This is a genomic window from Streptosporangium canum (assembly GCF_900113865.1).
Taxonomy (GTDB): domain Bacteria; phylum Actinomycetota; class Actinomycetes; order Streptosporangiales; family Streptosporangiaceae; genus Streptosporangium; species Streptosporangium canum.
Genome location: NZ_FOQY01000003.1, coordinates 295,916 through 321,706 on the forward strand (window position 1 = coordinate 295,916; position 25,791 = coordinate 321,706).

The 25,791-nt window shown below is 71.6% G+C and carries 18 protein-coding genes; 10 read left to right on the forward strand and 8 right to left on the reverse strand.

The window, feature by feature from the left end; translation table 11 throughout:
* The first annotated feature begins 194 nt into the window (after positions 1-194).
* Genes BM085_RS06020 through BM085_RS42735 form a run of 4 tightly spaced genes read left to right on the forward strand, consistent with a single transcriptional unit; the run spans position 195 to position 5,981 of the window.
* A complete protein-coding gene (locus tag BM085_RS06020; protein WP_143120820.1) occupies positions 195-677 on the forward strand; it encodes a hypothetical protein in 483 nt (160 codons plus the stop codon).
* Positions 674-2,359 (forward strand): glycosyltransferase, encoded by a 1,686-nt coding sequence (locus BM085_RS45175; protein WP_093886010.1) that lies wholly within the window; start codon positions 674-676, stop codon positions 2,357-2,359. Before BM085_RS06020 ends, BM085_RS45175 begins: the two co-directional genes overlap by 4 nt.
* The gene (locus tag BM085_RS06030) at positions 2,359-4,281 is read left to right on the forward strand and encodes a glycosyltransferase family 2 protein (RefSeq protein WP_093886011.1); all 1,923 of its coding nucleotides are present in this window, start codon (positions 2,359-2,361) and stop codon (positions 4,279-4,281) included. Before BM085_RS45175 ends, BM085_RS06030 begins: the two co-directional genes overlap by 1 nt.
* Positions 4,278-5,981, forward strand: coding sequence for a glycosyltransferase family 2 protein (locus BM085_RS42735; protein WP_177244973.1), 1,704 nt, complete (start codon positions 4,278-4,280; stop codon positions 5,979-5,981). The genes BM085_RS06030 and BM085_RS42735 overlap by 4 nt, the downstream gene beginning before the upstream one ends.
* A 6-nt stretch (positions 5,982-5,987) precedes the next feature.
* On the opposite strand, the gene BM085_RS06045 is transcribed toward BM085_RS42735, so the two are convergent.
* The 5 genes from BM085_RS06045 to BM085_RS06065 all read right to left on the reverse strand — a co-directional run bounded on the left by BM085_RS06045 (position 5,988) and on the right by BM085_RS06065 (position 12,567).
* Positions 5,988-6,797 (reverse strand): polysaccharide deacetylase family protein, encoded by an 810-nt coding sequence (locus BM085_RS06045; protein ID WP_177244974.1) that lies wholly within the window; start codon positions 6,795-6,797, stop codon positions 5,988-5,990.
* Between the two features lie 168 nt (positions 6,798-6,965).
* Positions 6,966-8,258: a homoserine dehydrogenase gene (locus tag BM085_RS06050; protein WP_086570217.1), complete on the reverse strand. Its 1,293-nt coding sequence runs from the start codon at positions 8,256-8,258 to the stop codon at positions 6,966-6,968.
* A gap of 121 nt (positions 8,259-8,379) precedes the next feature.
* Complete coding sequence (gene lysA, locus BM085_RS06055) at positions 8,380-9,762, reverse strand: diaminopimelate decarboxylase (protein ID WP_093886014.1); 1,383 nt, start codon at positions 9,760-9,762, stop codon at positions 8,380-8,382.
* Between the two features lie 191 nt (positions 9,763-9,953).
* Positions 9,954-10,610, reverse strand: a complete 657-nt coding sequence (locus BM085_RS06060) for a DALR anticodon-binding domain-containing protein (protein ID WP_093886015.1) — start codon at positions 10,608-10,610, stop codon at positions 9,954-9,956.
* A gap of 10 nt (positions 10,611-10,620) precedes the next feature.
* A complete protein-coding gene (locus BM085_RS06065) occupies positions 10,621-12,567 on the reverse strand; it encodes a glycosyltransferase (RefSeq protein ID WP_093886016.1) in 1,947 nt (648 codons plus the stop codon).
* A gap of 71 nt (positions 12,568-12,638) precedes the next feature.
* Here BM085_RS06065 and BM085_RS06070 point away from each other — a divergent pair, with 71 nt between their 5' ends.
* Complete coding sequence (locus BM085_RS06070; RefSeq protein WP_093886017.1) at positions 12,639-14,297, forward strand: asparagine synthetase B family protein; 1,659 nt, start codon at positions 12,639-12,641, stop codon at positions 14,295-14,297.
* Between the two features lie 541 nt (positions 14,298-14,838).
* On the forward strand, positions 14,839-16,527 hold the full coding sequence (treS, locus tag BM085_RS06075; RefSeq protein WP_031159185.1) for a maltose alpha-D-glucosyltransferase: 1,689 nt from the start codon (positions 14,839-14,841) through the stop codon (positions 16,525-16,527).
* Positions 16,528-16,846: 319 nt separating this feature from the next.
* On the opposite strand, the gene BM085_RS06080 is transcribed toward treS, so the two are convergent.
* The 3 genes from BM085_RS06080 to BM085_RS06090 form a co-directional block, all read right to left on the reverse strand.
* Positions 16,847-19,126 carry an ABC transporter permease gene (locus tag BM085_RS06080; protein WP_093886018.1) on the reverse strand — a complete coding sequence of 760 codons (2,280 nt, stop codon included), beginning with the start codon at positions 19,124-19,126 and terminating at the stop codon, positions 16,847-16,849.
* Between the two features lie 71 nt (positions 19,127-19,197).
* On the reverse strand, positions 19,198-19,950 hold the full coding sequence (locus tag BM085_RS06085) for an ABC transporter ATP-binding protein (RefSeq protein ID WP_031159188.1): 753 nt from the start codon (positions 19,948-19,950) through the stop codon (positions 19,198-19,200).
* Positions 19,947-20,453, reverse strand: a complete 507-nt coding sequence (locus BM085_RS06090; protein ID WP_093886019.1) for a PadR family transcriptional regulator — start codon at positions 20,451-20,453, stop codon at positions 19,947-19,949. The genes BM085_RS06085 and BM085_RS06090 overlap by 4 nt, the downstream gene beginning before the upstream one ends.
* Positions 20,454-20,585: 132 nt before the next feature.
* Here BM085_RS06090 and BM085_RS06095 point away from each other — a divergent pair, with 132 nt between their 5' ends.
* From BM085_RS06095 to BM085_RS06110, 4 genes are all read left to right on the forward strand, one after another.
* Positions 20,586-21,842 carry an ABC transporter substrate-binding protein gene (locus tag BM085_RS06095; RefSeq protein WP_093886020.1) on the forward strand — a complete coding sequence of 419 codons (1,257 nt, stop codon included), beginning with the start codon at positions 20,586-20,588 and terminating at the stop codon, positions 21,840-21,842.
* A gap of 210 nt (positions 21,843-22,052) precedes the next feature.
* Positions 22,053-23,381, forward strand: coding sequence for an ABC transporter substrate-binding protein (locus BM085_RS06100; RefSeq protein ID WP_093886161.1), 1,329 nt, complete (start codon positions 22,053-22,055; stop codon positions 23,379-23,381).
* Positions 23,382-23,393: 12 nt separating this feature from the next.
* The gene (locus BM085_RS06105) at positions 23,394-24,887 is read left to right on the forward strand and encodes an ABC transporter permease subunit (RefSeq protein WP_093886021.1); all 1,494 of its coding nucleotides are present in this window, start codon (positions 23,394-23,396) and stop codon (positions 24,885-24,887) included.
* Positions 24,884-25,759, forward strand: a complete 876-nt coding sequence (locus BM085_RS06110) for a carbohydrate ABC transporter permease (RefSeq protein WP_093886022.1) — start codon at positions 24,884-24,886, stop codon at positions 25,757-25,759. The genes BM085_RS06105 and BM085_RS06110 overlap by 4 nt, the downstream gene beginning before the upstream one ends.
* The last annotated feature ends 32 nt before the right edge of the window (positions 25,760-25,791 follow it).

Below are 25,791 nucleotides of genomic sequence, written 5' to 3' on the forward strand. Positions count from 1 at the left end.
CGGAAGATCCCTTATCACTCCACTTCAGACTTATCACAGATGCTCACTTCCATTGACTCACAGCAGTCACTCAGGTCACGAGAACCTCCAAATTTCCCATTTACTGACATATTTGCACTTGGGCAGCGGCTAGCCTCAAATACCTCCCCCCAGACAACAGGCAACGAAACCAGCGGTAGGGAAGGTGCGCGCGAATGCCCTCGCCCCGAAAACTGATGCTTCTGGCGGCGACCATCGGCTCGCTGGTCCTGCTCGCGCTGGCCCTGCTCGCCGGCGCCGGCGCTCTCTCTGTGACGGCGGCCATCGTGCTCGGCGTGATGGCGGCGGTGCTCGCCGTCCAGCTTCTCGCGGTCGCGACCGTCCGCAGGGTGGACGGCAAAGCCCAGCGCATCGACACCAGGGTCAAGCGCTACGAAGCGGAGATGGCCCAGGTCAAGGCCGCCACCGAGCGGCTGGACCGGCGGCTGGAGGAGATCGTCGGGCTGCTCCGGGAGCACGGGAGCAAACGCGACGAGGACCTCCAGGCGATCCTGGTCTCCCTCGGCGAGGACCGGCTGGCCGCCATGCCCCAGCGCATGGAGATGGAGGAGATGGTCCACGAGCTGCTGCCGCGCCTGGCCGCCGTGGAGGCCAGGACCGGGCAGGCCCGGCCGGACAGACCCGAGGGGAAGGCATGAGCGGTACCGGCGCCCCCCTCGCGCAGGACGCCCCTCCAGCCCGCCGCGACGACGGGCGGACCGCCGTTCCCCGCGCCAGGATCAGGCACAACGACTACGGACCGCTGCTCCCGCCCGGCCTGGGCGACTGGGAGCCGCGCCTGCGGGTGAGCGTGGTGATCCCGGCGCACGACTGCCAGGAGGCCCTGGACCGCACGCTCGCCGGGCTGGCCGCGCAGAGCTACCCCGCGCACCTGATGGAGGTGGTCGTCGCCGACGACGGCAGCGACCCACCGCTGCGGATCCCCGGGATCGCCCCGGCCGGCACCCGGCTCGTCCGGGTGCCCGACGGCCGCTGGGGACGGGGCTGGGCCCGCCAGACCGGCGCGGCGGCGGCGGCCGGCGACATCCTGCACTGGGTCGACTCCGACATGATCCTCGACCGGGAGCACATCGAGGCGCACATGCGCTGGCACCACCTCGCCTCCTACGCCGTCGTGCTCGGCGACGTCCGCTTCACCCCCGACGGAGCCGGGCCGGGCGCGCGGGAGGTCTTCGCGGCGGTGGCGGCCGGGGACGCGGAGAAGCTGTTCGACGGGTCGGCTCCGCACGCGTGGCGGGCGGGCGTGCTCGACGAGACCCGGTGGCTGCGGGACGCGGGCGCCACCGCCTACCGGCTCCACTCGGGGGCCACCACGTCGGTCCCCATGGCGCTGCTGCGCTCGGTCGGCGGGGTCAACACCGCGCTGAACATGGGCGAGGACACCGATCTCGGCTTCCGTCTCGCCCAGGCGGGCGCGGTCTTCATCCCCGACCCCCAGGCGCGCGGCTGGCACCTCGGCCCCTCCACGGTCATGCTCCGGGAGAAGGAGGTGCACCGGCACAACTGGTCGGTCCTGCCCGACTTCATCCCCGACCTGCGCTGGCTGCGCACCCACCCGCGCAGACACTGGCTGGTGCCGTACGTGCACGTCGTCGTCGACGCCCGCGGCGCCTCCTACGAGGACGTCCGGGCGAGCGTGGACGCCGCGCTCGCGGGCACCGTCGTCGACGTCGCCGTCACCGTGGTCGGGCCGTGGACGGCGCTCACCGGCGGACGCCGCTCCTCCCTGGACGAGCCGCTGCTCGACATGCGGCTGGTGCGCAACCTGTACGGCCACGAGCCTCGCGTCTCCTTCACCGAGGAGACGCCGCACAGCTCGGCGCCCGCGCCGTTCCGCCTCACCTGCCCCGCCGGGTGGGCGCTCGGCGCGGACAGCCTGGCCGAGCTGCTGAAACTCGCCGAGAGCGAGGGGTACGGCCTGCTGAGCGCGGTGCTCGACGAGGGAGACGAGTCAGAGACCGGGGTCCGGGCGGTCAGGCTCGAACGCACCGCCGCCTTCGCCAGGGCGGCGCTCGTGGAGGACTCCGGCGACCTCGACGGCGCGGTGCACGAGCTGTTCGGCTCGTTCTGGGTGAGCGCCGACGACTTCGGCGTCAAGGCCGCCGGGGAGGCGGAGCCCGTCGCCGGGGATCCCGCGAAGTGGCGGGCCGGCGCGGCCCGGTGGCAGCGCGAGGCGGAACGCCTGGAGGCCGAGGCCGAGAGCCTCCGGGCCGAGACCGAGCGCCTGCGGGCGGAGGTCAGGGAGCTGGAGGACGGCCGGCAGCGCGGCCCCCTGCGAGAGATCATCGCGACGGCCATGCGGCAGGGGAAGGCCGGCTGATGTCCCTTCTGACCGATCTCGTCAGCGCCGCCGGGAAGCGGAACGGCGGGCGGCGCGTCCTCGTCTACTGCGTGGGCTTCGAGACCCTCGACGGGCAGGCGCCGCACGAGGCGATCGACCTCGACGGCGACCTCGACGGCATCCCCAGGGCCGAGGAGGGCGCCGCCGAGATCCTGGTGCTCGCCCGGACGCCGACCGATCTACGCCGGGCCGCGACCCTGCACTCCCTGCTGCCCATGGCCACGCGGGTCGTCGTCGCCGTGGAGGAGACACCGCACTGGTACACCGCGCCGGTGCTGTCGCCCACGCCCGCCCACCGCTGGCGGTCGCTGACCGAGCTCCGCGTGCACCAGCCCCGGCGGCCCGCGTGGGTGGTGGAGGCGGGGTTCTCCAAGCCCACGCCCGCCGGCCGCACGCTCGCCGCGACCGCCAGGGCGTTCGCCGGGCACCGGATGGACGCCGTCGCGGCGCCCGTGGCCGGTCTGGCGGGCCCGGGGGCGGCGCACTGGCGGCCCGGCGACCCCAACGCGGCCCCGGCCGGCGTGACCGGCCCGGTCCCCGGCCGGTTCGGCGCCCGCGGCGGCGACCTGGTCCTGCGCACCACCGGTCAGGATCCGCCGCCCTGGTCCGGTGACGAGACCCCCGTGGACCGCCCGGTCGCCGAGCTGATGAGCTGGGAGCGGATCGGCCGTCCCGGCGGGGCCCGGGTCCTGGAGAACAGCCTCGGGGACCTGTCCGAGCCCCGGACCATCCCCCCGGTCGACGACCGCTCGGTCAACCCGATGGGCTTCATCACGGTGCCCTCGCTCGGCACGGCCGAGCTGTCGGTCGAGTCCGGCCGCTGGGCGATCATCTGTGCGGGGCGCACGCTCACCGTCTTCGGCGCCTCCGGCTGCGTCACCGACGTGGACGTGAGCCGGATCAGGCAGGTCAGAGGGGTTCGCGTGGACTGGCGTCGCAGCCACAGCGGCCCCGTGGCCGCGCTGCGGGTCCTCACCGGGCTGGCCGCGGCCGGGGTGCCGCTGTTCTCCGACGTCGTGCCCCGGTGGGCGGGCGCCCTCGGCCCCGAGCTGACCGGGTTGATCACCTCGGTCGGCGAGACCGGCCTCAAGGACGACCTGGAGCGGGAGGAGCACAGCATCCGGCTCCGCCGCGAGGCCCTGCGCACCCACGGCGTCCGCACCCGCTGGGAGCAGCTCGGCGCCCCCGCCGCGGCCAGGCCGCTGACCTCGGTACTGCTCGCCACCCGCCGCCCCGAGATGGTCCGCTTCGCGCTGGAGCAGATGGCCGGTCAGCGCGGCGCCGAGTTCGAGGTGATCCTCGCCCTGCACGGGATCCCCGCCGGGCATCCCGACGTGGCCGGGGCGGTGGCGTCCTACGACCGGCCGATCACCGTGTTCGAGGCGTCCGGGGAGACCGTTTTCGGGGCCGTGCTGAACGAGGCCGCGGCCAGGGCGTCGGGGTCGTTCCTGCTGAAGATGGACGACGACGACTGGTACGGGCCCGACTTCGTCTCCGACCTGCTGCTGGCGCACTCCTACTCGGGGGCCGACGTCGTGGGGATGGTCCCGGAGTTCGTCTACCTCGCCTCGATCGGGGTGACCGTCCACCGGGACCAGGTGACCGAGCAGATCACCAACTTCATCGCCGGAGGGACCATCTTCGCCGAACGCTCCGCCTTCGAGGCCGTGGGCGGCTTCCGCACGCTGCCGGGCACGATCGACGCCCAGTTCCAGCACGCCGTACAGGCCGCGGGCGGGCAGATCTACCGCACCCAGGGCCTGGGCTACATCCTGCGGCGCGGCAACGTCGCCAACCACACCTGGCGCGAGCCGATCGGCACGTTCCTGCGGCGCAACAAGCGCCAGTGGCGCGGCTTCCGGCCCAGCGCGCTCATGGAGCTCCCCGCGGAGGCGGTGTGAGCGCGCCGCGGATCCCGGGCAACGACTACGGGGTGCTCAGCCCGCCCGCCCCCGGGGCCTGGGAGCCGCGCCTGCCGGTGAGCGTGGTGATCCCCGCCAGGGCCCAGCAGGAGAAACTCGACCTCACGCTGGCCGCCCTCGCCGCCCAGACCTACCCCTCGCACCTCCTGGAGGTGATCGTGGTGGACGACGGGAGCGCGCCCCCGCTCCGGCTCCCCGAGATCATCCCGGACAACACCCGGCTCCTGCGGGTGCCCGACGGCCGCTGGGGCATCGCCTGGGCCCTGGAGACCGGTACGGCGGCCGCCGGCGGCGAGGTGATCCACCGGATGGACGCCGACATCGTCGCCTACCGCGACCACGTGGAGGCGCACATGCGCTGGCACCACCTGGCCGACTACCTGGTGGTGCTGGGGACGCTGCGTTTCACCGCCATGGCGGGCACGCCGCCCACCGCGTCCGAGGTCCAGATCGCCGTCGCCAAGGACAGGACCGACTCCCTCTTCGACCCGGACCCCGACCACGGGCACGACTGGATCGCCGAGCTCGTCGCGGCCCATCGCGACTTCCGCGACGCGCCCAGCCCGCTGCTGCACCGCGTCCACGTGGGCGCGACGGTCTCGCTGCCCGCGGCCCTGCTGAAGGCCGCGGGAGGGATGGACACCTCCCTGAGGCTCGGCGAGGACACCGAGCTGGGCTACCGGCTCACCCAGACGGGCGCGGTGTTCGTCCCGGACGCCGAGGCGCTCAGCTGGCACCTGGGCACGACGACGGCGATGCGGAGGCCCGGGGAGGTCAGGCGGCACAACGACCCCTTCATCGCCGACCGCGTGCCCTACCGGCGCAACCTCCGCTCGGAGGGGGGCCGCCAGTGGCTGGTCCCCTATGTCGACGTCGTGGTGGACGCCCGGGACGCCTCCTTCGAGGACGTCCGGGCGAGCGTGGACGGGGCGCTGGCGAGCACCCTGCCCGACGTGCACGTCACCCTGACCGGCCCGTGGGCGTCGCTGACCGGCGGGCGCCGCGCGCCGCTGGACGACCCGCTGCTCGACCTGCGGCTGGTCCACGGGCAGTACGCCCACGACGGCCGCGTCTCCTTCGCCGAGCGGGTCCCCCCGACCTCGCTCCCCGCGCCGTTCCGCCTCACCTGCCCGGCCGGCTGGGTGCCCGGGGCGGAGTCGCTGGCCATGCTGATCCGGCAGGCCGACGAGGACGACGAGGGCCTGCTGCTCGTGGCGCTGGAGGAGAACGGGTCGGGTGTGGTGGCCGCCCGCCTGGAACGGACCGCCGCCGTCGCACGGGCCCTGCGCGTCGCCCGCGACGGCGAGTCCCTGGACGACGTGATCGCCGACCTGTACGGCGCGACCTGGCTGGACGCCGAGTCGTGGCGGTTTCGGCCGACGGCGGCGGCCTACCCGGTCTGGGCCACGGACCGCAACCGTGAGGCCGTGCGCTGGCGCGCGGAGGCCGAGTCGCGCAGGCGGGCGGCCGAGCGCGCCCAGCGGCAGGTCACGGCGCTCAAGTCCGAACTCAAGGAACTGCGCGCCGCTGCGGCGAAGGGCAGCCGCGACACCGTCAGGTGGAAGGAGAAGGCCGAGCAGCGCCGCCTGGAGGCCGTCGCCCTGCGCCAGGCGCAGGAACGCTCGCTCCTGCGCCGCGCCGCCCGCCGCCTCCGCGGTCTCACCGAGGGCCCCCGGTAGGGCGGTCTACTCGGCGGGTACCGGCCGGTAGCGGGCGCCGACCGCGTCGTGCAGGGTCTTGACGACCGTGCCGTGGCTCTTGCGGGTCGCCAGCCAGCCGAGGAACTCGTCCAGGGTCTCGGGGGACACCGAGTAGAGGCCGCAGCCGTCGCAGACCCGGTGGAAGACCAGGGGGACGAGCCCGCCGCCGCTCTTCTCGGCGTTGATGACCTGCTGCCTCATCTGCCGCGGCAGCGTGTCGTCGCGGATCGAGCCCGGGGTGCGGATCTCGTAGCGGTCCCGGGGCCGCGGATCCTCACCGGCCTGGCAGCCGCGGCATCCCCAGTCCTTGAGCCCGCCGACCCTGCGGGCCGCGTCGTAGCCGCACTGCCGCGCCACCGCCTTGGCGTCGGCGTCCACCGAGCCGAACGGGTAGGCCAGGGTGGTGGGCCGGTAGCCCCACGCCACCAGCGCCCTGCGGTCGTCGCAGATCTGCGTGCGCTGCTCGCTCCGGGTCAGCTCGGTGAGGCGGATGTGGGTCAGCGTGTGGCCGCCGATCTCGTGCCCCGCCTTGGCGATCGCGGCGAGCTCGCGGCGGGTCAGCTTGGCGTCACGCCCGATGGTGTCGGTGTTGACGTAGAACGTTCCACGCATGCCCCGCTTCTCCAGCATGCGGGCCGTCGCCGCGTGGGTGACGTCCCCGTCGTCGAAGGTGAGCGAGACGACCGTCGTGACCTTCTTCGGAGGCTTGGCGCTCTCCGCGTGGGAGACCGGCTGCAGGACCGCCAGGGCGACCAGCGCCGCCGGCAGAGCCGCCGCCCAACGAACGATCTTCACGGTGGGCCGTCCTCTCAGGCAACGGATCAAGGGCACAGGAAAGCACCATATAAGCCCACACGCCCGGTCAGCGGCTCCGTTACCAAACGGTCAGGAACGCGCCTCCGTACGGGATCCCGGCAGGGCGCCCTCCGTGGCGGAGGGCGCCCTCACCCGGCGAGCGGAGCGCTACGGGGTGTCCTCGCCCTCGACCCGCATGACGCTCACCACGTCGCGGACGATGTCCATCTCGCGCAGGCTCTCGATGGTGGCCGACAGCGCGGCGTCGCTGGCCCGGTGCGTGACCAGGACGAGCTGGGCGTCGTCGCCGTGGCCCTCCTGGCGGACGGTCTGGATGGACACGTCCTGCTTGGCGAACATGTCGGCGACCCGGGCGAGCACGCCCGGCTTGTCGGCGACGTCCAGCGAGACGTGGTAGCGCGTGACGGTCTCGCCCATCGGATGGACCGTCAGCTCGGCGTAGGTGGACTCCTCCGGGCCCCGCGTGCCGGCCAGCAGGTTGCGGGCCACGGCCACGATGTCGCCCAGCACCGCGCTCGCCGTCGGGGCGCCGCCGGCGCCCGCGCCGTAGAACATGAGCTGCCCGGCGGACCGGGCCTCCACGAAGACCGCGTTGTATGCCTCACGGACCCCGGCCAGCGGGTGCGTCCTGGGGATCATGGCCGGGTGCACCCGGACGCCGAAGGAACGGCCGTCCTCCGAGCGGGCGCAGATCGCCAGCAGCTTGATGACGTAACCCATCGCCTTGGCGCTGGCCACGTCGGTGGCGGTGATCTCGGTGATGCCCTCGCGGTGCACGTCGGCGGCCGTCACGCGGCTGTGGAAGGCGATCCCGGCGAGGATCGCGGCCTTGGCGGCGGCGTCGAAGCCCTCCACGTCGGCCGTGGGGTCGGCCTCGGCGTATCCCAGGGCCTGGGCCTCCTCCAGCGCGTCGGAGAACGACGCGCCGCCGGAGTCCATCTTGTCGAGGATGTAGTTGGTGGTGCCGTTGACGATGCCGAGCACGCGGTGCACGTGGTCACCGGCCAGGGACTCGCGCAGCGGCCGGATCAGCGGGATCGCGCCCGCGACCGCCGCCTCGAAGTACAGGTCCGCGTTGTTGGCCCTGGCCGCGCCGTGCACGGTCGCGCCGTCCTCGGCGAGCAGCGCCTTGTTGGCGGTGACGACCGACTTGCCGCTGTTCATCGCGGCCAGGATGAGCGACCTGGCGGGCTCGATGCCGCCGATCACCTCGACGACGATGTCCACGTCGTCGCGGGTGACCAGGGCCTCGGCGTCGGTGGTGAGCAGGGCGGGGTCCACGTCGGTGTCGCGTTTGCGGCCCATCCGCCGTACGGCGACGCCGGCCAGCTCCAACGGGGCCCCGATGCGGGCGGCGAGGTCGTCGGCCTGCTCACGCATCAGCCGGATCACCTGGGAGCCGACGACGCCACACCCGAGAAGAGCGACTTTCAGTGCCATCCGGTCGCACTCCCCTTCTCGTCCGCTCCGCTCACTCGGCGGCTCACCGCTCGGCGCCCGACGGTCGCGTTCACCTTCTCATCCGCTCCGCTCACTCGGCGGCTCACCGCTCCGGGTCGTTTCACAGCTGGCCTCTCAGCAGGTCGTCCTCGGTCTCCCGACGGACGATCACGCGGGACACCCCGTCCTTGACCGCGACCACGGCGGGCTTGGGAAGGTAGTTGTAGTTGTTGGCGAGCGAGCGGCAGTAGGCCCCGGTGCCCGCGACGGCGATCAGGTCGCCGGTGGCCAGGTCCTGCGGCAGCCACAGGTCGCGGACCACCATGTCACCGCTCTCGCAGTGCTTGCCGACCAGGCGCGAGAGCATCGGTCCCGAGGCACTCTCGCGGGAGGCCAGGCGGGCGGTGTACTCCGCGCCGTACAGCGCGGTGCGGATGTTGTCGCTCATGCCGCCGTCGATGCTGACGTAGGTCCGCAGCCCCTCGACGTCCTTGATCGTGCCGACCTCGTAGAGCGTCACGCCCGCGAGCCCGGCGATGGCGCGGCCCGGCTCGACGGTGAGCTTGGGCACCGGCAGCCCGGCGGACCGGGCCACGTTGGCGACGATCCCCCGCAGGCCGTCGGCGATCTCCTTGACGTCGAGCGCGGTGTCGCCCTCGACGTAGGGGATGCCGTAGCCGCCGCCGAGGTCGAGCTCGGGCAGGACGACGCCGTGCTCCTCCTTGATCTGCACCAGCAGCGTGGCCAGGCGGCGCGCGGCCACCTCGAACCCGGCGGTGTCGGTGATCTGGGAGCCGATGTGGGAGTGCAGTCCGACGAGTTCGAGCTGCGGCAGCGCCAGGATGCGCCGGGCGGCCTCGGCCGCGGCGCCGCTGCTCAGCGAGAAGCCGAACTTCTGGTCGTCGTGGGCGGTGGCGATGAACTCGTGGGTGTGCGCCTCCACGCCCACGGTCACCCTGATCATGACCTGGGGACGCCTGCCGTGCTTGTCGGCGAGGAAGCCCAGCCGGGCGATCTCCTCGAAGGAGTCGGCCACGATGTGCCCGACCCCGGTCTCGACGGCCTTCTCCAGCTCGGCGAGGGACTTGTTGTTGCCGTGCAGCGTGATCCGCTCGGGCGGGAACCCGACGCTCAGCGCGACGGCGAGCTCGCCCGCGCTGCACACGTCGAGGCCGAGGCCCTCCTGCATGATCCAGCGGGCGACCTCGCGGCAGAGGAAGGCCTTGCCGGCGTAGTGGACCTCGCCGCCGGCGAACGCCTCCCGGTAGTCGCGGCACCGGGACCGGAAGTCTTCCTCGTCCACCACGTAGAGCGGGCTGCCGTGCTCTCTGACCAGGTCCCTGACATCCGCGCCGCCGATCGTGACCGATCCGCCGACGCGGTTCGACGTTCGCGGCCAGATCGTGGGATCGAGCGTGTTCAGGTCGGCAGGTGCGTGCGGAGGGCGCTCCTCGGGCAGCACTTCGGCGTGCCGGTCACCGGCGGGGTGGGCGAATCGACTCACCCGATCGAGGCTATCGGACCCGGTGATCCCCGTGGGACGAGTGCCCACCTGGCGAGACACGATCGACCGGAAATACACAAATTTTTCATGTCATTAATAACTTAAGCCGCATATTTTTACGTTTTGTGGTGATCTGAACCCAGGACCCCCGGCGCGCCCTTCCACCCGGGATCCGCTTTCCGGAGGGCTTGTCACAGCCTGTCGGGCGCCGTCTCGCCCAGCGCCGCCAGCCCCTCGACCAGCACGTCCCGCACCGCCCGGGCCAGCCGTACCCGGGCGGCGTGCAGGGCCGACGGCTCCTCCTCCCCCGACGGCAGCGCGGGAGCCCGCTCGAACGCGTCGTGGTAGACCCGGGCGAGCTGCTCGGTGTAGGCCGCCCATCCGGGGGCCCGGCTCACCCGTCTGCCGTGCACCTCGGCCAGCGACCTGAGCACCGCCCGGTCCCACCGGCCCGCCAGCAGCTCCGGCCGGAAGTCTCCGCCGACGCCCAGCTCCGCCGCCCAGCGCTGTACGGCGACCGCCCGCACATGGGCCAATCGCACGACGAATCCGGGGTTGTCCCACGTCCTCGGCAGGTCGGCCCACGGCGGCGCTCCCCCGGCGACCGCCGGGACGGGGCCGATCTCCGTGACGAGCCCCCCCGGCACGGCCACCACGATCTCCAGGAACCCGTCGCCCCGCACCCGGACGTCCGCGATCCCCGGCAGCACGCGCAGCCGCGCCGCCATCTCCCCGGGCGCCTCCCCGCGGCGCAACGCGGCCGGGGAGACGTAGAGGGCCTCCTCGGCCCACGTCCCCGAGGGGATCGGCGGCAGGCCGAGGACCTCACCGAGCTGACCGGGCGTCACTCCAGGCAGCCTAGATCAGGGCATGCGGCGCGGGCGGGCCGTAGTCGACGAGCCGGGCCGAGCCGAGGAGCCGGCTGTCGTGGTCGCGGAGGCAGACGTAGCCGAAGCGGTCGGCGGAGAAGACCTTGACCCCGTCCGTGCGGCACTGACGCATCAGCACCTCGTCCCAGCCCTCGGAGACGTCGGCGAACCCGAGACCGCGCAGGACGGCACGGCGGGCCAGCAGGGTGGCGCCGGCGACCTCGGGCAGGTAGGAGTACTCGGCGGCCGGCTGGCGCAGCACCGTGGCGGCGACGTCGCGCAGGTGGGCGTAGAAGGCCGCCTTCCCGACGATGTCGGCGGTGGTGAACAGGAAGGCGCGGGCGAGGTCGGTCAGGTAGTGCTCGCCGTACGCGTCCCTGGCGTCCATGACCGCCACCAGGTCGCCCTGGCACAGGTCGAGGGCGCGATCGAGCTGCCCGCCGGTGGTGAGCCCCGGATCGGCGGGACGGACCACGACGTCCACCCTGTCGGGCATCGCGGCGCGGGCCCGCTCCGCGGCGTCCGGGGCGTCCGACAGCAGCACCAGCTGGACGACGCCCTTCTGCGGCGCGACCTGGGCCAGGGTGTGGCCCAGGTCGCCCCGGTCGATCATGATCACCGAGATGTTCAGGGTGGCGCGGGCGCTGGGCAGCCCGACGGCGTCGAGCAGGTCGTCCACCTTCTGGGTCATCGTGCCCGAGCCGTAGGCCTGGCGGAGCGCCACATGGGCCCGGCGGGCGTCGGCGTCGGCGTCGGCCGCGGATTCCGGCGCGGGATCGGACGGGCGCGACGACGCGATCGGCGTGCCGCAGGCGGCCAGCTCGGCCAGCCGCCAGGCCTCGGTGCCCGGCGGGCAGTCGACGGCCCTGGGCCAGCGGTAGGAGGTGAGCACGTCCGGATACGACAGGTGCTCGGGGAGCAGCTCGTCCAGCGTGAGAACCCGGTCGAACCGGTCCCCGGCCAGCGGCAGCGGATTGTGCACGCGCGGCTGGACGGCGAAGGGCAGCAGTCCCAGCGAGGGCGCCCGGCGGCCGGACTCCGGCTCCCACGACGCCAGGGCGGCGCCCCACGCCGCCACGGACCTGGGCAGCGCGGTGACGATGTGCTCGAACAACCGCGCGGCGGGCACGGAGCGCTCGACGTCTCCCCCGGTGTGCCAGAAGACCGTGCGGATGCCCCGCTCCGCGCACCAGGACAGCAGCGCGTTCAGGCCCTCGCCCGGCTCGCGCAGCTCCTCGGCCCACGGCCCCTCGGTGACCGACTCGACCACCAGCAGGTGCGGGACCTCCGCGGCCAGGACCCGGGCGAAGTCCTTGGGGGTGAAGCCGGCGCTCTGCCGCCACTCGTAGCGCAGCAGCGCCTCGGCGTGCGGCTCCGCGACGACGGCCACGGTCAGGTGCGGGCGGGTGTTCGGGCCGGTCGGGACGCGGAAGGGCTTGAGCTTGACCGACGTGCCGCCGACGGTCCTGGTGGAGGTGGTGGCCTGGAAGGACGCGGCGGCGGCCGACCTGTCGGCGCCCTTCTGGGAGACGGGCTGCCGCTTGGGCGCCACGGGGCGCTTGGCGGGTCTGGCGGCTCCGCGCAGGCCGCGCGCCAGCCGTACCGGGTTGCTCTTGCCCGTCTTGAGCGCGTCACCGATCCGGGACCAGCGGGCCACCTGGACCGACGACAGCTTCCACTTCGCCACCTCGGCCTGGTAGCGCTGCTCGGCCAGGTCCCTGCGGAGCCTCTCCTCGGCCGTGTGCGCGGCTTCGAGCAGTTTCTCGGTCTCGCTCAGGCGCTCCTGGACTCCTCGCAGTTCGGCGGTGGCGCGCTCCGCTTCAGCGATCTTCGTCTGCGCCGCGTCGAGCAGCCGGGCCAGTTCGGCGGCCCGTTCCGCCTCGGCCACGGCCTCCCGCAACGCCAACCGTGTGCTTTCGAGTTGCTCGCCCGCCACGTCGTCCTCCGATTCCTGAGCCGGGCGAAAGGATACCCTTTGGTCAATCGCGACACAGAGGAGTCAGCACGGTGCAGTGGCCGACGTTCAATGTGAGACCGTACGTCTGCGGCGGCATCGGCCACCTCGACGAGTCCGCCCTGGAGACGCTCCGGGAGGCCGGACCACGGGTGAAGCCCGCGCTGCGGACCCCCGAGGCGGCGCTCTACAGCTCCTCGCCGCTGCCGCCCTACCAGCGCGGCACCCGCGGCTGGGCGTTCGCCTGGGGAGAGCGCAGACCGGCCGAGCCGGCGCCGTGGATCAGCGTGGCGGAGGAGTTCGAGACCCCCGGCCTGATCGACGACGGGGACCGGATCGCGCTGCACGCCGGCGGCCTCGGCCTGGTGGACGTCTACTACCTGACGCGGGACGGGGCGGTCTACTTCTCCTCGCTGCTGGAGCCGCTGCTGGCCCTCGCGCGCACGCCGTACGAGATCAACTGGGACGCCTGGGCGTCGATCATCCAGTTGACCTTCCCGCTCCGTGACGACACCCCGTATGTCCAGGTCAAGCGGCTGGCCGGAGCCAGTGCGCTGGTCTTCGACCGGGCGTCGGGCCGGATCTCGACCGAGCGGCGGCTGCCCCGGTGGCTGCGCGAGGAGCCGTTCGAGGCGGGACGGACTGCCGGGGAGATCCTGGAGATCCTGCACGAGGTCTACAAGGAGTTCGACGACCGGCCGCTGCTCGTGCCGGTCAGCGGCGGCTACGACTCGCGGCTGCTGTGCTCGGTCGCGGTGACGCGGGGCGCCGACGTCGAGTCGTGGACGACGAGCCCGGACGACGGCACCGACACCGACATCGCCTTCGCCCGCGCGATAACCCGCGAGCTGGGCGTACGGCACCGCGTGATCACCCAGGACGCCTCGGCCTATCCCGACGACGCGCTGGCCGTCGCCCGGCGGCTGGAGTTCCTCACCCCGCACCACGCCTGGTACACCCCGTTCGCCCGTGAGGTGCACCGGGCCGGCCGGACCCTGGTGGACGGGCTGGCCGGGGGGCCGCTGCTGAAGAACTTCATGGTCAGCGGGGCCGCCCTGGAGGCGTCCTCGCAGGCGGAGCGGAAGGCGGCGCTGCTCGGCTCCCTGGCGCTGGGCACCCCGTCGGTGCCGTTCCTGTCCGAGGAGGCGGCGGCCTGGATCACCTCCTCGGTCGAGACGGCCTTCAACCAGTCGACCTCGATGCTCAACGGGCACCGGGCCGAGCTGCCGCTGTCGGTCCTGCACACCCGGACGGCCCGGGGCATCGCCCGCTCGCCGGTCAACCTGGTCGGCCCCGAGGTGTCGTTCGCCGCGCCGTTCACGCACCCCGACTTCTTCGACGCCGCGCTCTCGGTGGGCGTGGCCCGCAAGGACAGGGGACGCTTCTACCGGGAGGTCCTGTACGCGGCCAACCCGCGCGTCGCCGCGCTGCCCTCCACCAACGTGGTCAAGCAGCCGCTCCAGCGGGTCCCGCTGCGCTCGGCCGCCGCGCCGGCCCGGGAGTACGGCCACCGGATGCTGACCCGCGTCGCGGACACCGTGCCCTCCCTGCTGTCGGAGCCGCTGCACGCCGTGGTCGCCGAGGGCCCGGACGCCCTGGCGCGGTTCAACGGCTGGAACGACCGGTTCTGGGTGCGGAGCCTGGTCCTGTTCGGGGCCTGGCTGGGCGACTACGAGGACCGCCTGCCCACCCTCACCCCGCCCTGGGCCTGACCTTCCCCCTCTCTCCCCGGCCGGCCTCTCCCCGCCTCTTCCCGGCCTGCGGAGGAACGGCGGGCCCATGCCATATGACCAGGTATGGTCGAAATGTGGGCTCGTAACCTCGGGACAACCCGGGCGCCCCCACACCGCGGACGGCCGGGCAGCGATCCGGGCGCCTGCGGGGGCCGGATCCGGAGGCCTCGCCCGCGGCCCGCGCGCCGCACATACGCCCAGGTCACCACCATCGCGTGTGACGCGTTTCACGGAAATGAACAGTATGCGACAGCCCGATTACGGGTGGACGGCGCGATGCTCGCGAAGATTCCGTGGCGTGAGGACGTGAGGAGATGTTTAGGGGCTCCGACGCGCTCGAACGGCTGGTAGTGTTCGGCCCAGAAAGCGCCACAACGGACAGGACCGAATCACAAATTCGGTCTGTCCGAGGGCATGGAGCACGTGGGGATGACGGCTCCCGCCAGCGCGGTCACCAACATCATCAGCCGGACTATCCGGTGACTTCGTCCTGCCCTTTCTCACCGTGAGCGAGAACACGATGAACCCATCCCCCTACCTGGAGCCTGTTTCCGAAGACTTCGTCTCGGCGGATCCCCAGTGGTACAAGCGGGCGGTTTTCTATGAGGTGCTGGTCCGGGGGTTCAAGGACTCCAACGGAGACGGCACGGGAGACCTGCGCGGCCTGATCGAGAAACTCGACTACGTCAAGTGGCTCGGGGTGGACTGCCTCTGGCTGCTCCCCCTCTACGAGTCGCCGCTCCGCGACGGCGGCTATGACATCTCCGACTACATGAAGATCCTCCCCGACTTCGGTGACCTCGGCGACTTCATCCAGCTCATCGAGTCGGCCCACGAGCGGGGCCTGCGCATCATCACCGACCTGGTGATGAACCACACCAGCGACAAGCACCCGTGGTTCCAGGCCTCGCGGCACGACCCCGAAGGCCCCTACGGCGACTTCTACGTCTGGTCCGACGAGCCCACCGGCTACCCCGACGCGCCGATCATCTTCATCGGCGCCGAGGAGTCGAACTGGACCTACGACCCGGTCCGCAAGCAGTACTACTGGCACCGGTTCTTCCACCACCAGCCGGACCTGAACTACGACAACCCGGCGGTCCAGGAGGCCATGCTGGAGGTCCTGCGGTTCTGGCTGGACCTGGGCATCGACGGTTTCCGCCTGGACGCCGTGCCGTACCTCTTCGAGCGCGAGGGCACCAACTGCTCCGGCCTGCCCGAGACCCACGCGTACCTGAAGAAGGTCCGCGCCGAGGTCGACCGCCTCTACCCCGACCGGGTGCTGCTGGCCGAGGCCAACGGCTGGCCCGAGGACGTGGTGGAGTACTTCGGCGACCCGTCGGTGGGCGGCGACGAGTGCCACATGGCCTTCCACTTCCCCCTCATGCCGCGCATCTTCATGGCCGTGCGCCGGGGCAGCCGCGAACCGATCTCCGAGATCATGTCGCGGACGCCGAAGCTCCCGGACAGCGCCCAGTGGGGCATCTTCCTGCGCAACCACGACGAGCTGACCCTGGAGACGGTCACCGAAGAGGAGCGCGACTACATGCACGCCGAGTACGCCAAGGACCCGCGCATGCGGGCCTACCTGGGCATCCGGCGTCGCCTGGCCCCGCTGCTGGAGAACGACCGGGACCAGATCGAGCTGTTCACCGCGCTGCTGCTGTCCCTGCCCGGCTCGCCGGTCATGTACTACGGCGACGAGATCGGCATGGGCGACAACATCTGGCTGGAGGACCGTGACGCGGTCCGCACCCCGATGCAGTGGAGCCCCGACCGCAACGCCGGCTTCTCCCAGGCCGACCCGGGCCGCCTCTACCTCCCGGCCGTCATGGACCCGATCTACGGCTTCCAGGCGGTCAACGTGGAGGCCCAGCAGAAGAACCCCGCGTCGCTGCTGCACTTCACCCGGAAGATGCTGGAGATCCGGCGCAACCACCCGGTCTTCGGCACCGGCGTCTACAGCGAGCTGTGGTCCGGCAACCCGGCGGTGCTGTCCTTCATCCGTGAGGACGGCGACGACGTGATGCTGTGCGTCAACAACCTTTCGAAGTATCCGCAGCCGGTGGAGCTGGACCTGCGCCGCTTCGAGGGTATGACGCCGGTCGAGGCCCGGGGCGGGGTGCCGTTCCCGCAGATCGGAACCCTGCCCTACCTGCTGACCCTGCCGGGTCACGGCTTCTACTGGTTCTCCATCAACACCCGCTGAGACATCCCCTCAGCCGCCCGGCCCCTTGACGGACGGTGCGGCACGGCCCAGCCGTGCCGCACCGTCCGTCGTCGCTCTGGAGGCGTCTCATCGCTCGGGGGTCGTCGTGACTCCAGAGCCGTCGTCACCCGGAGCCGTGCTCTGGAGCCGTCGTCCCAGAGTTGTCGTCGTCCCTGAAGCCGTCGCCGCTCCGGGCCGCCGGGCGGGGATCGATCCCCGGCCGGCGGCCACCGGGTGCGGACGCCACGGCCCGCATCTGTCCCGGTGGCCGAATCGGCCCCTACCTGACGGCCACCGGGATCCGGACCCGAATCGGCCCCTACCTGACGGCCACCGGGATCTGGGCCCGTACGGCCCGGCGGGCCGGTATCAACGTCACCAGCAGGGCCGCCCCCACCGCGATCAGCACCGCGAACAGCAGCGTCAGCGCCGAGGGGGTGCGGCCGATGCCCGCGCCGACGCCGCTGGTGTGCCCCTGCAGGTCGATCAGGCCGCCGACCAGTGACGCCCCGGCCGCGGTGCCCGCGGACACGCCCAGCACGACGAGCAGCCCGGTGCCGGTGACCAGGGTGGCGGCCACCTGCCCCGGGGTGAGTCCCATGGCCTTGAGCACCGCCAGGTCCAGCGCGTGGTCACGCAGCCCCAGGGCGCTGGCGGTCAGCAGGTTGGCCAGGCCGAGCAGGGCGAGCACGGCGATCAGCGCCACGATCAGCACGCGGATGACCTCAAGCCGTTCGGCCGGGTTGACCACCCGGTGCACCTCCAGCCCCTCGTCCGAGGCGGCCAGCAGCCGGGCCCGGACCGCGGCCGGGTCGGCCCCCGGCCTGAGCACCAGGCTGTAGAACTGCGGTGGCACCGCGTCCTTGGCGGCCAGGCTGTCCAGCCCGAGGGAGAGCACCTCGCCGTCCTGGTCGGGCTCCACCACCCGGCCCACGATGTGCACGATCAGCGGCGTGCCGCCGACCGTCATCCGGACCCGGTCGCCGATCTTCACCCCCAGCAGGTCGAGCAGTCCCTGACCGGCGACGGCCTCGCCCCGGCCGGTGAACATCCGCCCCTCCACCACCGAGAAGGGGTAGGGCTGGGCGGAGGTGCCCACGGCACGGGCCAGCACGCTCCTGGTCTGCTCCGGCTCCAGCGCGGACACCTCGCTGCCCGGGTAGGCGGCCTGCACCTCCGGGTCGGCCCTGACGATCCGCGCGGCGTCCTCGGGGGTGAGCTTGTCCGGGCGGACGGTCAGCGCCGCCGCCTGCCCGACCTGTTCGGGGTGGTGCAGGAAGTCGTCCAGGGTGGCCCAGACGCCCAGGCCGATCGTGATCATCATCATCGGGACGGCGAGGCCGAAGATGCTCAGGAACGCGGGGACACGCCTGGTGAAGGCGTCACGGGTGCCCAGCACGAGGGCCGGCGGCAGCCGTACGAGAAGGGCGAGCCTGGCGACCCGCGACAGGCGGCCCTTCGGCGGCGCGGCGGGCGCCGCGGGGATCGGCGGGGTGCGTCCGCCCCGCCAGGCCGGCAGGGCCACCGCGACGAGGACCACCGCGGCGGTGCCGCCGATGATCGACAGCAGCGGGACCGACGACAGCGGCAGGATCGGCATGCCGTCCAGCGCGAACGAGGAGGCGATCTGGCCGCAGACCAGCCCGAGGGCGATGCCGAGCAGGCCGAGCGCGCCGTGCTCCGCCATGAGCAGGCCGAAGATCTGGCTCCGGGTGTAGCCCAGGGATTTCAGGGTGGCGATGTCGCGCGTCTGGGTGAGCACGCGGCCGCCCACCACGTTGACGATGGCCAGCGCCGCGGCGACCAGCCCGGTGACGCCGAACAGCGCCAGCAGCAGGCCGAGCAGCCGGTTGTCCAGCTCCATGGAGGCGCGGACCTCGCGCCAGGTGGACATGCGCTGGATCTTCTCGTCCAGCAGGGTCACCGCGCCGTGCACGACCGGCAGCGTGTCCTCGCCGTCGGCCAGCCGGAGGCCGGTGACCGACTCGCTGCGGCCCAGCGCGGGCTCGACCCTGGCGAGGGTGGTGGTCAGGGTCCAGGCCAGGCCGGGGGTCCACTCGGGGTAGAAGCCCTGGTCGGCGGTTTCGGCCAGGCCGACCACGACCAGCGGGTGGGAGGCGCCGCTGAGCGCGGTGACGGTGAAGGGGCCGCCCACCCGCAGGTCGAGCGCCGCGGCGAAGGACCGTTCGACGACGACGCCGTCGACGTCGCCGGAGCGCAGCCAGCGCCCTTCACGGATCAGCGGCGCGGCCACGGAGGGCGGCCTCACCTGCATCCCCCGCAGCGCCACGGGTGACTTCCTGCCGTCCATCGCGAGCATCACCGGCGCCGTGCGGTACGGCCCCGCCACCTGGGTCACCCCGTGGAGCCGCGACAGCGCGGTCACGTCCGGGGCGTCCTTGGTGTGGATCCACACGTGCGCGCCCCGGGACTCGGCGAACAGTCCCCGCCACGGGTTGGTGCCGTCCTCCAGCAGCGTCGCCGAGGTGATCAGCGCCGTGACGATCCCCGCCACCGCGAGCACCGTGAGCAGCGCCTGTCCCCGCCGGACCCTCAGGTCGGCCCGGATCCATCTGATCGAGGCCCTGGTGGTGCTCACGTCCTGGATCCCGGCCCCTGGTCCGGGCCCGCCGGGTGCGGGCGGGCGGCGGTGGGAGCGGTGCTCATCGGCTACCCCCTCAGCTCGACGACGTCGCCCGCGGTGGCCCTGGGGCGCCGGCGGGCCGGGCCGACGGCCCCGTCGTCGACGATCTCGCCGTCGAGCAGGGAGACCACGCGGTCGGCCAGGCTGGCCACCCGGGCGTCGTGGGTGACCATGATGATGGTCTGGCCGTCTCGGTGGACCTCACTGAGGAGGCGGAGCACGTCACGGGTGTTGCGGCTGTCGAGGTTGCCGGTGGGCTCGTCGGCGAGCAGCAGGCTCGGCCGGTTGGCCAGCGCACGGGCCAGGGCCACCCGCTGCTGCTCGCCGCCCGCGAGCTGGGCGGGGGCGGCGTCGGCGCGGTCGGCCAGCCCGAGCTCCCCGAGGAGATACTCCCGCCGCTCGCGGGCCTCGCGCGGGGAGGCCCCGGCCAGCAGCGCGGGCAGCTCGACGTTGTCGGCCACGGTCATGTTGGCGACCAGGTTGAAGAACTGGAAGACGAAGCCGATCTTCTGCCGGCGCAGCAGCGCCCAGGCGCTCTCGCTCAGCGTGTCGGCCCGCCTGCCGTCCAGCCAGATCTCGCCGCTGGTCCGGGCGTCCAGGCCCCCGATCATGTGCACCAGGGTGGACTTGCCCGACCCCGACGGCCCCATGACGGCGACGAACTGCCCCGCCTCGACCTGAAGATCCACCCCCCGCACGGCGGGCACCGGGACACCGCCGTTCTGGTAGATCTTCACGAGATTGACCGTGTTGACGATGGGGGGTGGGGGTGGGCTCACGACAGGTCCTCCTGACAGCGTTCGAGCCAGTCGAGGTCGGCCTGCAGGTGCATCATGGCCCCCTCGATCAGCAGGAGCGCGACACGATTCCCCTGGTCGGTCCGCTCAGCGAGTTCGTTGAGGTCGCGCATGAGCGCGAGGTAGTGGCGGCGCTGGCGGCTGATCAGCGCCATTCGGTCCGCGATGCCGGTCATCGGGGCCAGCACGAGCTTCATGAAGAACTCGTCCCGGACCCGCGGCCCCTCGGTGGGCTCGTCCACCCACACGTCGAGGGCCTCCCGGCCTGCGGCGGTCAGATAGTACACCTTCTTGTTCGGCCGGTTGGACTGCTCCACGTCCACGACGCGCACCAGCCCGTCCTTCTCCAACCGGCTGAGTGTGACGTAGATCTGCCCGATGTTCGGCGACGGGTAGGCGCTGCCGAAGATCTGTTCCAGCGCCTGTTTCAGCTCATATCCGTGGGCAGGTTCCTTCGCGAGGAGCGCCAGCAGCGACTGCCTCACGCCCCACCTCCTCGGAGTGCTCGTTACGTGAGCGTTATGTGGCTATCCGTTGACGTCCACATTAGCGCTGTGCATAACATGCATGCATCTACCTAACACGTATGTAACCGCTCTGAAACCTGGAGGCAACCGATGCGCCGTCTGCTCCCCGTCGCGCTCGCCGTGCTGGTCACGGCGGGATGCTCGACGGCGGTGGCACAGAAGACGGAGCGATTCGGCGGAAGTGGTCCGTTCACTCTAGTGACCGGACGCGACACGACCGGCTATCTGCAACCGCTGCTCGACCGGTGGAACGAGACCCACCCCGGGGAACGCGTGACCCTGCTCGAACTCCCCGAGGCGGCCGACGAGCAGCGCGCGCAGATGGTCGCCAACCTTCAGGCCAAAAGCGACCGCTACGACGTGCTCGGTCTCGACGTGGTCTGGACGGCGGAGTTCGCCGACGCCGGCTGGATCCTGCCGCTCGAGCGCGGCGCGTTCCCGCTGGACCGGTTCCTTCCGCCGGTCGTGGACACGGCGGTCTACCGGGACAAGCTCTGGGCGGTGCCTTACACCAGCAACGCCGGACTGCTCTACTACCGCAAGGACCTGCTCGCCAAGCAGGGCTTCAAGCCGCCCAGGACCTGGGCGGAGCTGCGCGAGCAGGCCCGGACGCTGCATGACAAGCATGACATCGGCGGCTACGCCGGCCAGTTCCTCGCCTACGAGGGGCTGACCGTCAACTTCGCCGAGGCCGTGCAGTCGGCGGGCGGCCAGATCCTCAGCCGGGACGGCACGCAGGTGACCATGGACGTGGCCAAGGCGAAGACCGGCCTGGACTTCCTGGCCGGCGGATTCCGGGAGGGATGGATCCCCCAGGAGTCGCTCTCCTTCAAGGAGGAGGAGTCACGGCTGGCCTTCCAGGAGGGCCGGCTGGCCTTCGCCCGCAACTGGCCGCACGCCTACGGCCCGGCCACCACCTCGGCGGTCGGTGACAAGTTCGGGGTGACCCGCCTGCCCGGGTTGAACGGCCCGGGTTCCAGCTCGCTGGGCGGGGTCAACCTCGCGCTCAGCGCATATTCCAAGCGGCAGAAGTCGGCGGTGGAGTTCATCCGCTACTTCACCGGCCTGGAGAACCAGCGACGGGTGCTCGCCGACGGCTCGTTCCCGCCCGTGTGGGCCGAGCTGTACGACGACCCCGCCCTGATCAAGCGTTTCCCCTATCTGCCGGTCCTCAAGCAGAGCATCCTCTCCGCGCGGCCGAGACCGGCGAGCGCCAACTACAACCAGGTGAGCCTGGTGATCGCCAGTGCGGTCTCCAACGCGCTCACCCCACCCTTCACGGAGGCGGGCGACGACGTCGTCACCTCCATGAAGGGCCAGCTCAACGAGATCATCCGGGCTCAGTGACCCGGGGGCGATCCCCCCGGGTGAGACCGTCATCCCCATTGCCGATACAGAGCGAGGGTCATCCCCACCCCCGGCTCACCGATCTGGATCGAGGGTCATCCCCACCCTCGATCCAGGTCAAATGTCCCCCCATCCTCAGTCCGTATTGAGCTGTCGCCCCCGTCCCCCAGACATATCGGGGAACCCGACAGCACAGGAGGTTTGTTCAGCATGCGTAAATCCATCGCGACAGTGACGACGGCGGGACTGGCACTCGCCCTCGCCGCGTGCGGCCAGTCCGCCGAGACCGGCGCCTCCCCCGCCGCGAACAGCAGCTCCTCGGCCGCGGCCCCGGCCGCCAAGACCCTTGAGGGCGTGACCATCGAGGTCGCCGCCAAGTGGACCGGCGCCGAGCAGACCAACTTCCAGGAAGTGCTCAAGGCGTTCGAGGCCAAGACCGGCGCCAAGGTCACCTACGCCTCCACCGGCGAGGACACCGGCGCCTACCTCGGCCCGCGCATCCAGGGCGGCAACCCGCCGGACATCGCGATCCTCCCCCAGCCCGGCCTGGTCCAGCAGTACGCCGACCAGAAGGCGCTCAAGCCCCTCGCCCCCGAGGTGCTCAAGCAGATCGACGACAACTACACCCCGTACTGGAAGGAGCTGGGCTCCGCCGACGGCCAGGCCTACGGCGTGCTGGTGAAGGCGGCCCACAAGTCGCTCATCTGGTACCGCGACCAGGCCTTCCAGGACGCCGGGGCGCAGCCGCCGACCACCTGGGACGAGCTCGTCAAGACCGCCCAGGCCGTCGCCGACTCCGGCACCCCGCCCTTCTCCCTCTGCGGCGCGTCCGGCTGGACCCTGACCGACCTGTTCGAGAACGTCTACCTGTCCAGCGCGGGCCCGGAGAACTACACCAAGCTCTCCAAGCACGAGATCCCGTGGACCGACGCCAGCGTGACCACCGCGCTGGAGAAGATCGGGCAGCTCGTCGGCAAGAAGGAGTTCCTGCTCGGCGGCTCCTCCGGCGCCCTGCAGACCGACTTCCCGACCTGTGTGACCCAGGTCTACGGCCAGGACAAGTCGGCGATGGTCATCGAGGCGGACTTCGTGGCCACCACCGCCGAGGAGTCCGGCGCGAAGCTCGGCGAGGAGGCCAAGTACTTCGCGTTCCCGAAGGCCGGCGACACCGAGCCGGTCGTGCTGGGCGGCGACATCGCGGTGGTGCTGAAGGACTCCAAGGGCGCGATGGCGCTGCTGGAGTTCCTCGCCTCCAAGGAGGGCGGCGAGATCTGGGCGAAGCTCCCCGGCTACCTCTCCCCCAACCGCAACGTCTCGCCTGACAACTACCCGGCCGAGCTGACCAAGAAGCTCGCGCAGACGATCATCTCCGCCGGCGACGCCGTCCGCTACGACATGTCCGACCTGGCGCCCAGCGCCTTCGGCGGCACCGACGGCAAGGGCGAGTGGAAGCTCCTGCAGGACTTCGTCCGCGACCCGTCCAAGATCAAGGACATCCAGTCCAAGCTTGAGGACGAGGCCAAGAAGGCCTGGAAGTAAAGGGGAGAGGCCGTGACCAACCGGTTAGACGGCCCGCAGGATCCGCGTGGCGGCGACGACGCCGCCCGCGGCTCCTCCTCCGGACCGAACCAAGCCCATGGGGCCTCCCTCGACCTGAGCGACGGCCCCCCACCCCCGGCTGACGCGGAAGCGGCGCCGGGGACGACCTCCCCCGCGAAGAGCGACGCCGGCCCCGCGCCGGCGGCGTCGGCCGGCCCCTCCAAGCTGGGGCCGCCGCCCACGATGGCGATCTGGTTCCTGCTGCCGGGAGCCCTGCTGCTCGGCGCGATGGTGATCTACCCGATCATCTACTCGATCTTCCGCAGCCTCTACGACGGCACCGGCGACACCTTCGTCGGTGTGGACAACTACGCGGCGATCTTCAGTGACTCCTCCACCCTGACCACGATCAGGAACAACCTGATCTGGGTCGTGGTGGCTCCCGCCCTGGTCACCGCGGTCGGTCTGATCTTCGCGGTGCTGACCGAGCGGATCCGCTGGGCCACCGCGTTCAAGCTGATCGTGTTCATGCCGATGGCCGTCTCCCTGATGGCCTCCGGCGTCATCTTCCGCCTGGTCTACGAGCAGGCACCGGACCGGGGCGTGGCCAACGCCGTGATCAGCTCGGTGGACGGCCTCTTCGGCTCCCACCAGGGCTACCCGGACGCCCGCCCCAGGGAGAACGACCAGGCGCCGGTGGCCGCCCAGCAGGGCGCGGTGGTGACCAAGCAGACCGCCAAGCCCGGACAGGCCGTGCTCATCCCGCTGGTGGGCGTCAAGCCCGACACCCTGGCCTCGGCCGCGGCGGCGAAGGCCGTCCAGCCGGGTCCGGGGGAACTCGCCGGAACCGTGTGGGTGGACTTCACCCAGGGCGGCGGCGGCGCGCTCAACCAGGTGGACGGCACCGAGAAGGCCCTGGCCGGAGTGACGGTCGAGGCGGTGCAGAACGGCGCCGTCAAGGCCACCGCCAGCACCGAGGCCGACGGGACCTTCCGCTTCGCCGGGCTCGCTCCGGGCGACTACACCGTACGGCTGCCGCAGTCGAACTTCGAGGCGGGCTTCACCGGCGTCTCCTGGCTGGGCCCGACGCTGATCACCCCGGCGATCATCGGCGCGTTCATCTGGGTGTGGGCCGGGTTCTCCATGGTCCTGATCGCGGCGGGGCTCGCGGCCATCCCGCGGGACGCGCTGGAGGCGGCCCGCATCGACGGCGCCACGGAGTGGCAGGTGTTCCGCAAGATCACCATCCCGCTGCTCTCCCCGGTGCTGCTCGTCGTGTTCGTCACAATGATCATCAATACCCTGAAGGTCTTCGACCTGGTCTTCGTCATCGCACCGGGATCGGTGCAGCCGCAGGCCAACGTGATCGCGCTGGAGATGTGGCGGGTCTCCTTCGGCGGCGGCGGCAACCAGGGGCTGGGCAGCGCGCTGGCCATCTTCCTGCTGATCCTCGTCCTGCCCTTCATGATCATCAACATTCGCCGGTTCAGGAGGGACAACCAGTGACAACCTCCACTCTCGGCGCCCCGCCCCGCAGTGCCCTCGGCCGGATCGTGGACCGGGTCGGCGGCGGCCTGGTCCAGGCGGCGCTGGTGCTGATCGGCGTGTTCTGGCTGGTCCCCACCCTCGGCCTGTTCGTGGTCTCGGTCCGCGAGGAGACGGCCAACAACTCCACCGGCTGGTGGACGGCGTTCACCAAACCGGCCGAGCTGACCCTCAAGAACTACGGCGACCTGCTGGCCACCGGGTTCACCTCGTCGTTCTGGAACACCGTGTTCATCACGGTGCCCACGACCCTCCTGGTGATCGGCATCGCGGCCATGGCGGCCTACGCGTTCGCCTGGATGGAGTTCCCCGGCAGGGACGGGCTGTTCCTGGTGGTGGTCGGCCTGCTGGTCGTGCCGATCCAGATCGCGCTGATCCCGATCGCCAAGCTCTACGGCACCCTCGGGATCTTCGGCTCCATCGCCGGCGTGGTGCTCTTCCACGTCGCCTTCGGCCTCCCCTTCGCCATCTTCCTGCTGCGCAACTTCTTCGCGGGCATCCCACGCTCGCTGCTGGAGGCGGCGCGGATGGACGGCGCGGGTGAGTGGAAGATCTTCTCGACCGTGGTGTTCCCGCTGGCCAAGCCCGCGGTCGCCTCGCTCGGCATCTTCCAGTTCCTCTGGGTCTGGAACGACCTGCTCGTCGCCCTGGTCTTCGCCGACTCCGGAAACCAGCCGATGACCAAGGCCCTGCAGTCCCAGATGCGGCAGTTCGGGACCAACGTCGACATCCTGGCCCCCGGCGCCTTCCTGTCGCTGATCATCCCGCTGGTGCTGTTCTTCGCCTTCCAGCGGTACTTCGTGCAGGGCATGATGGCCGGCTCGGTGAAATAAAGGGGCAGGTCCGGTACGGCTTGCCCGGATTT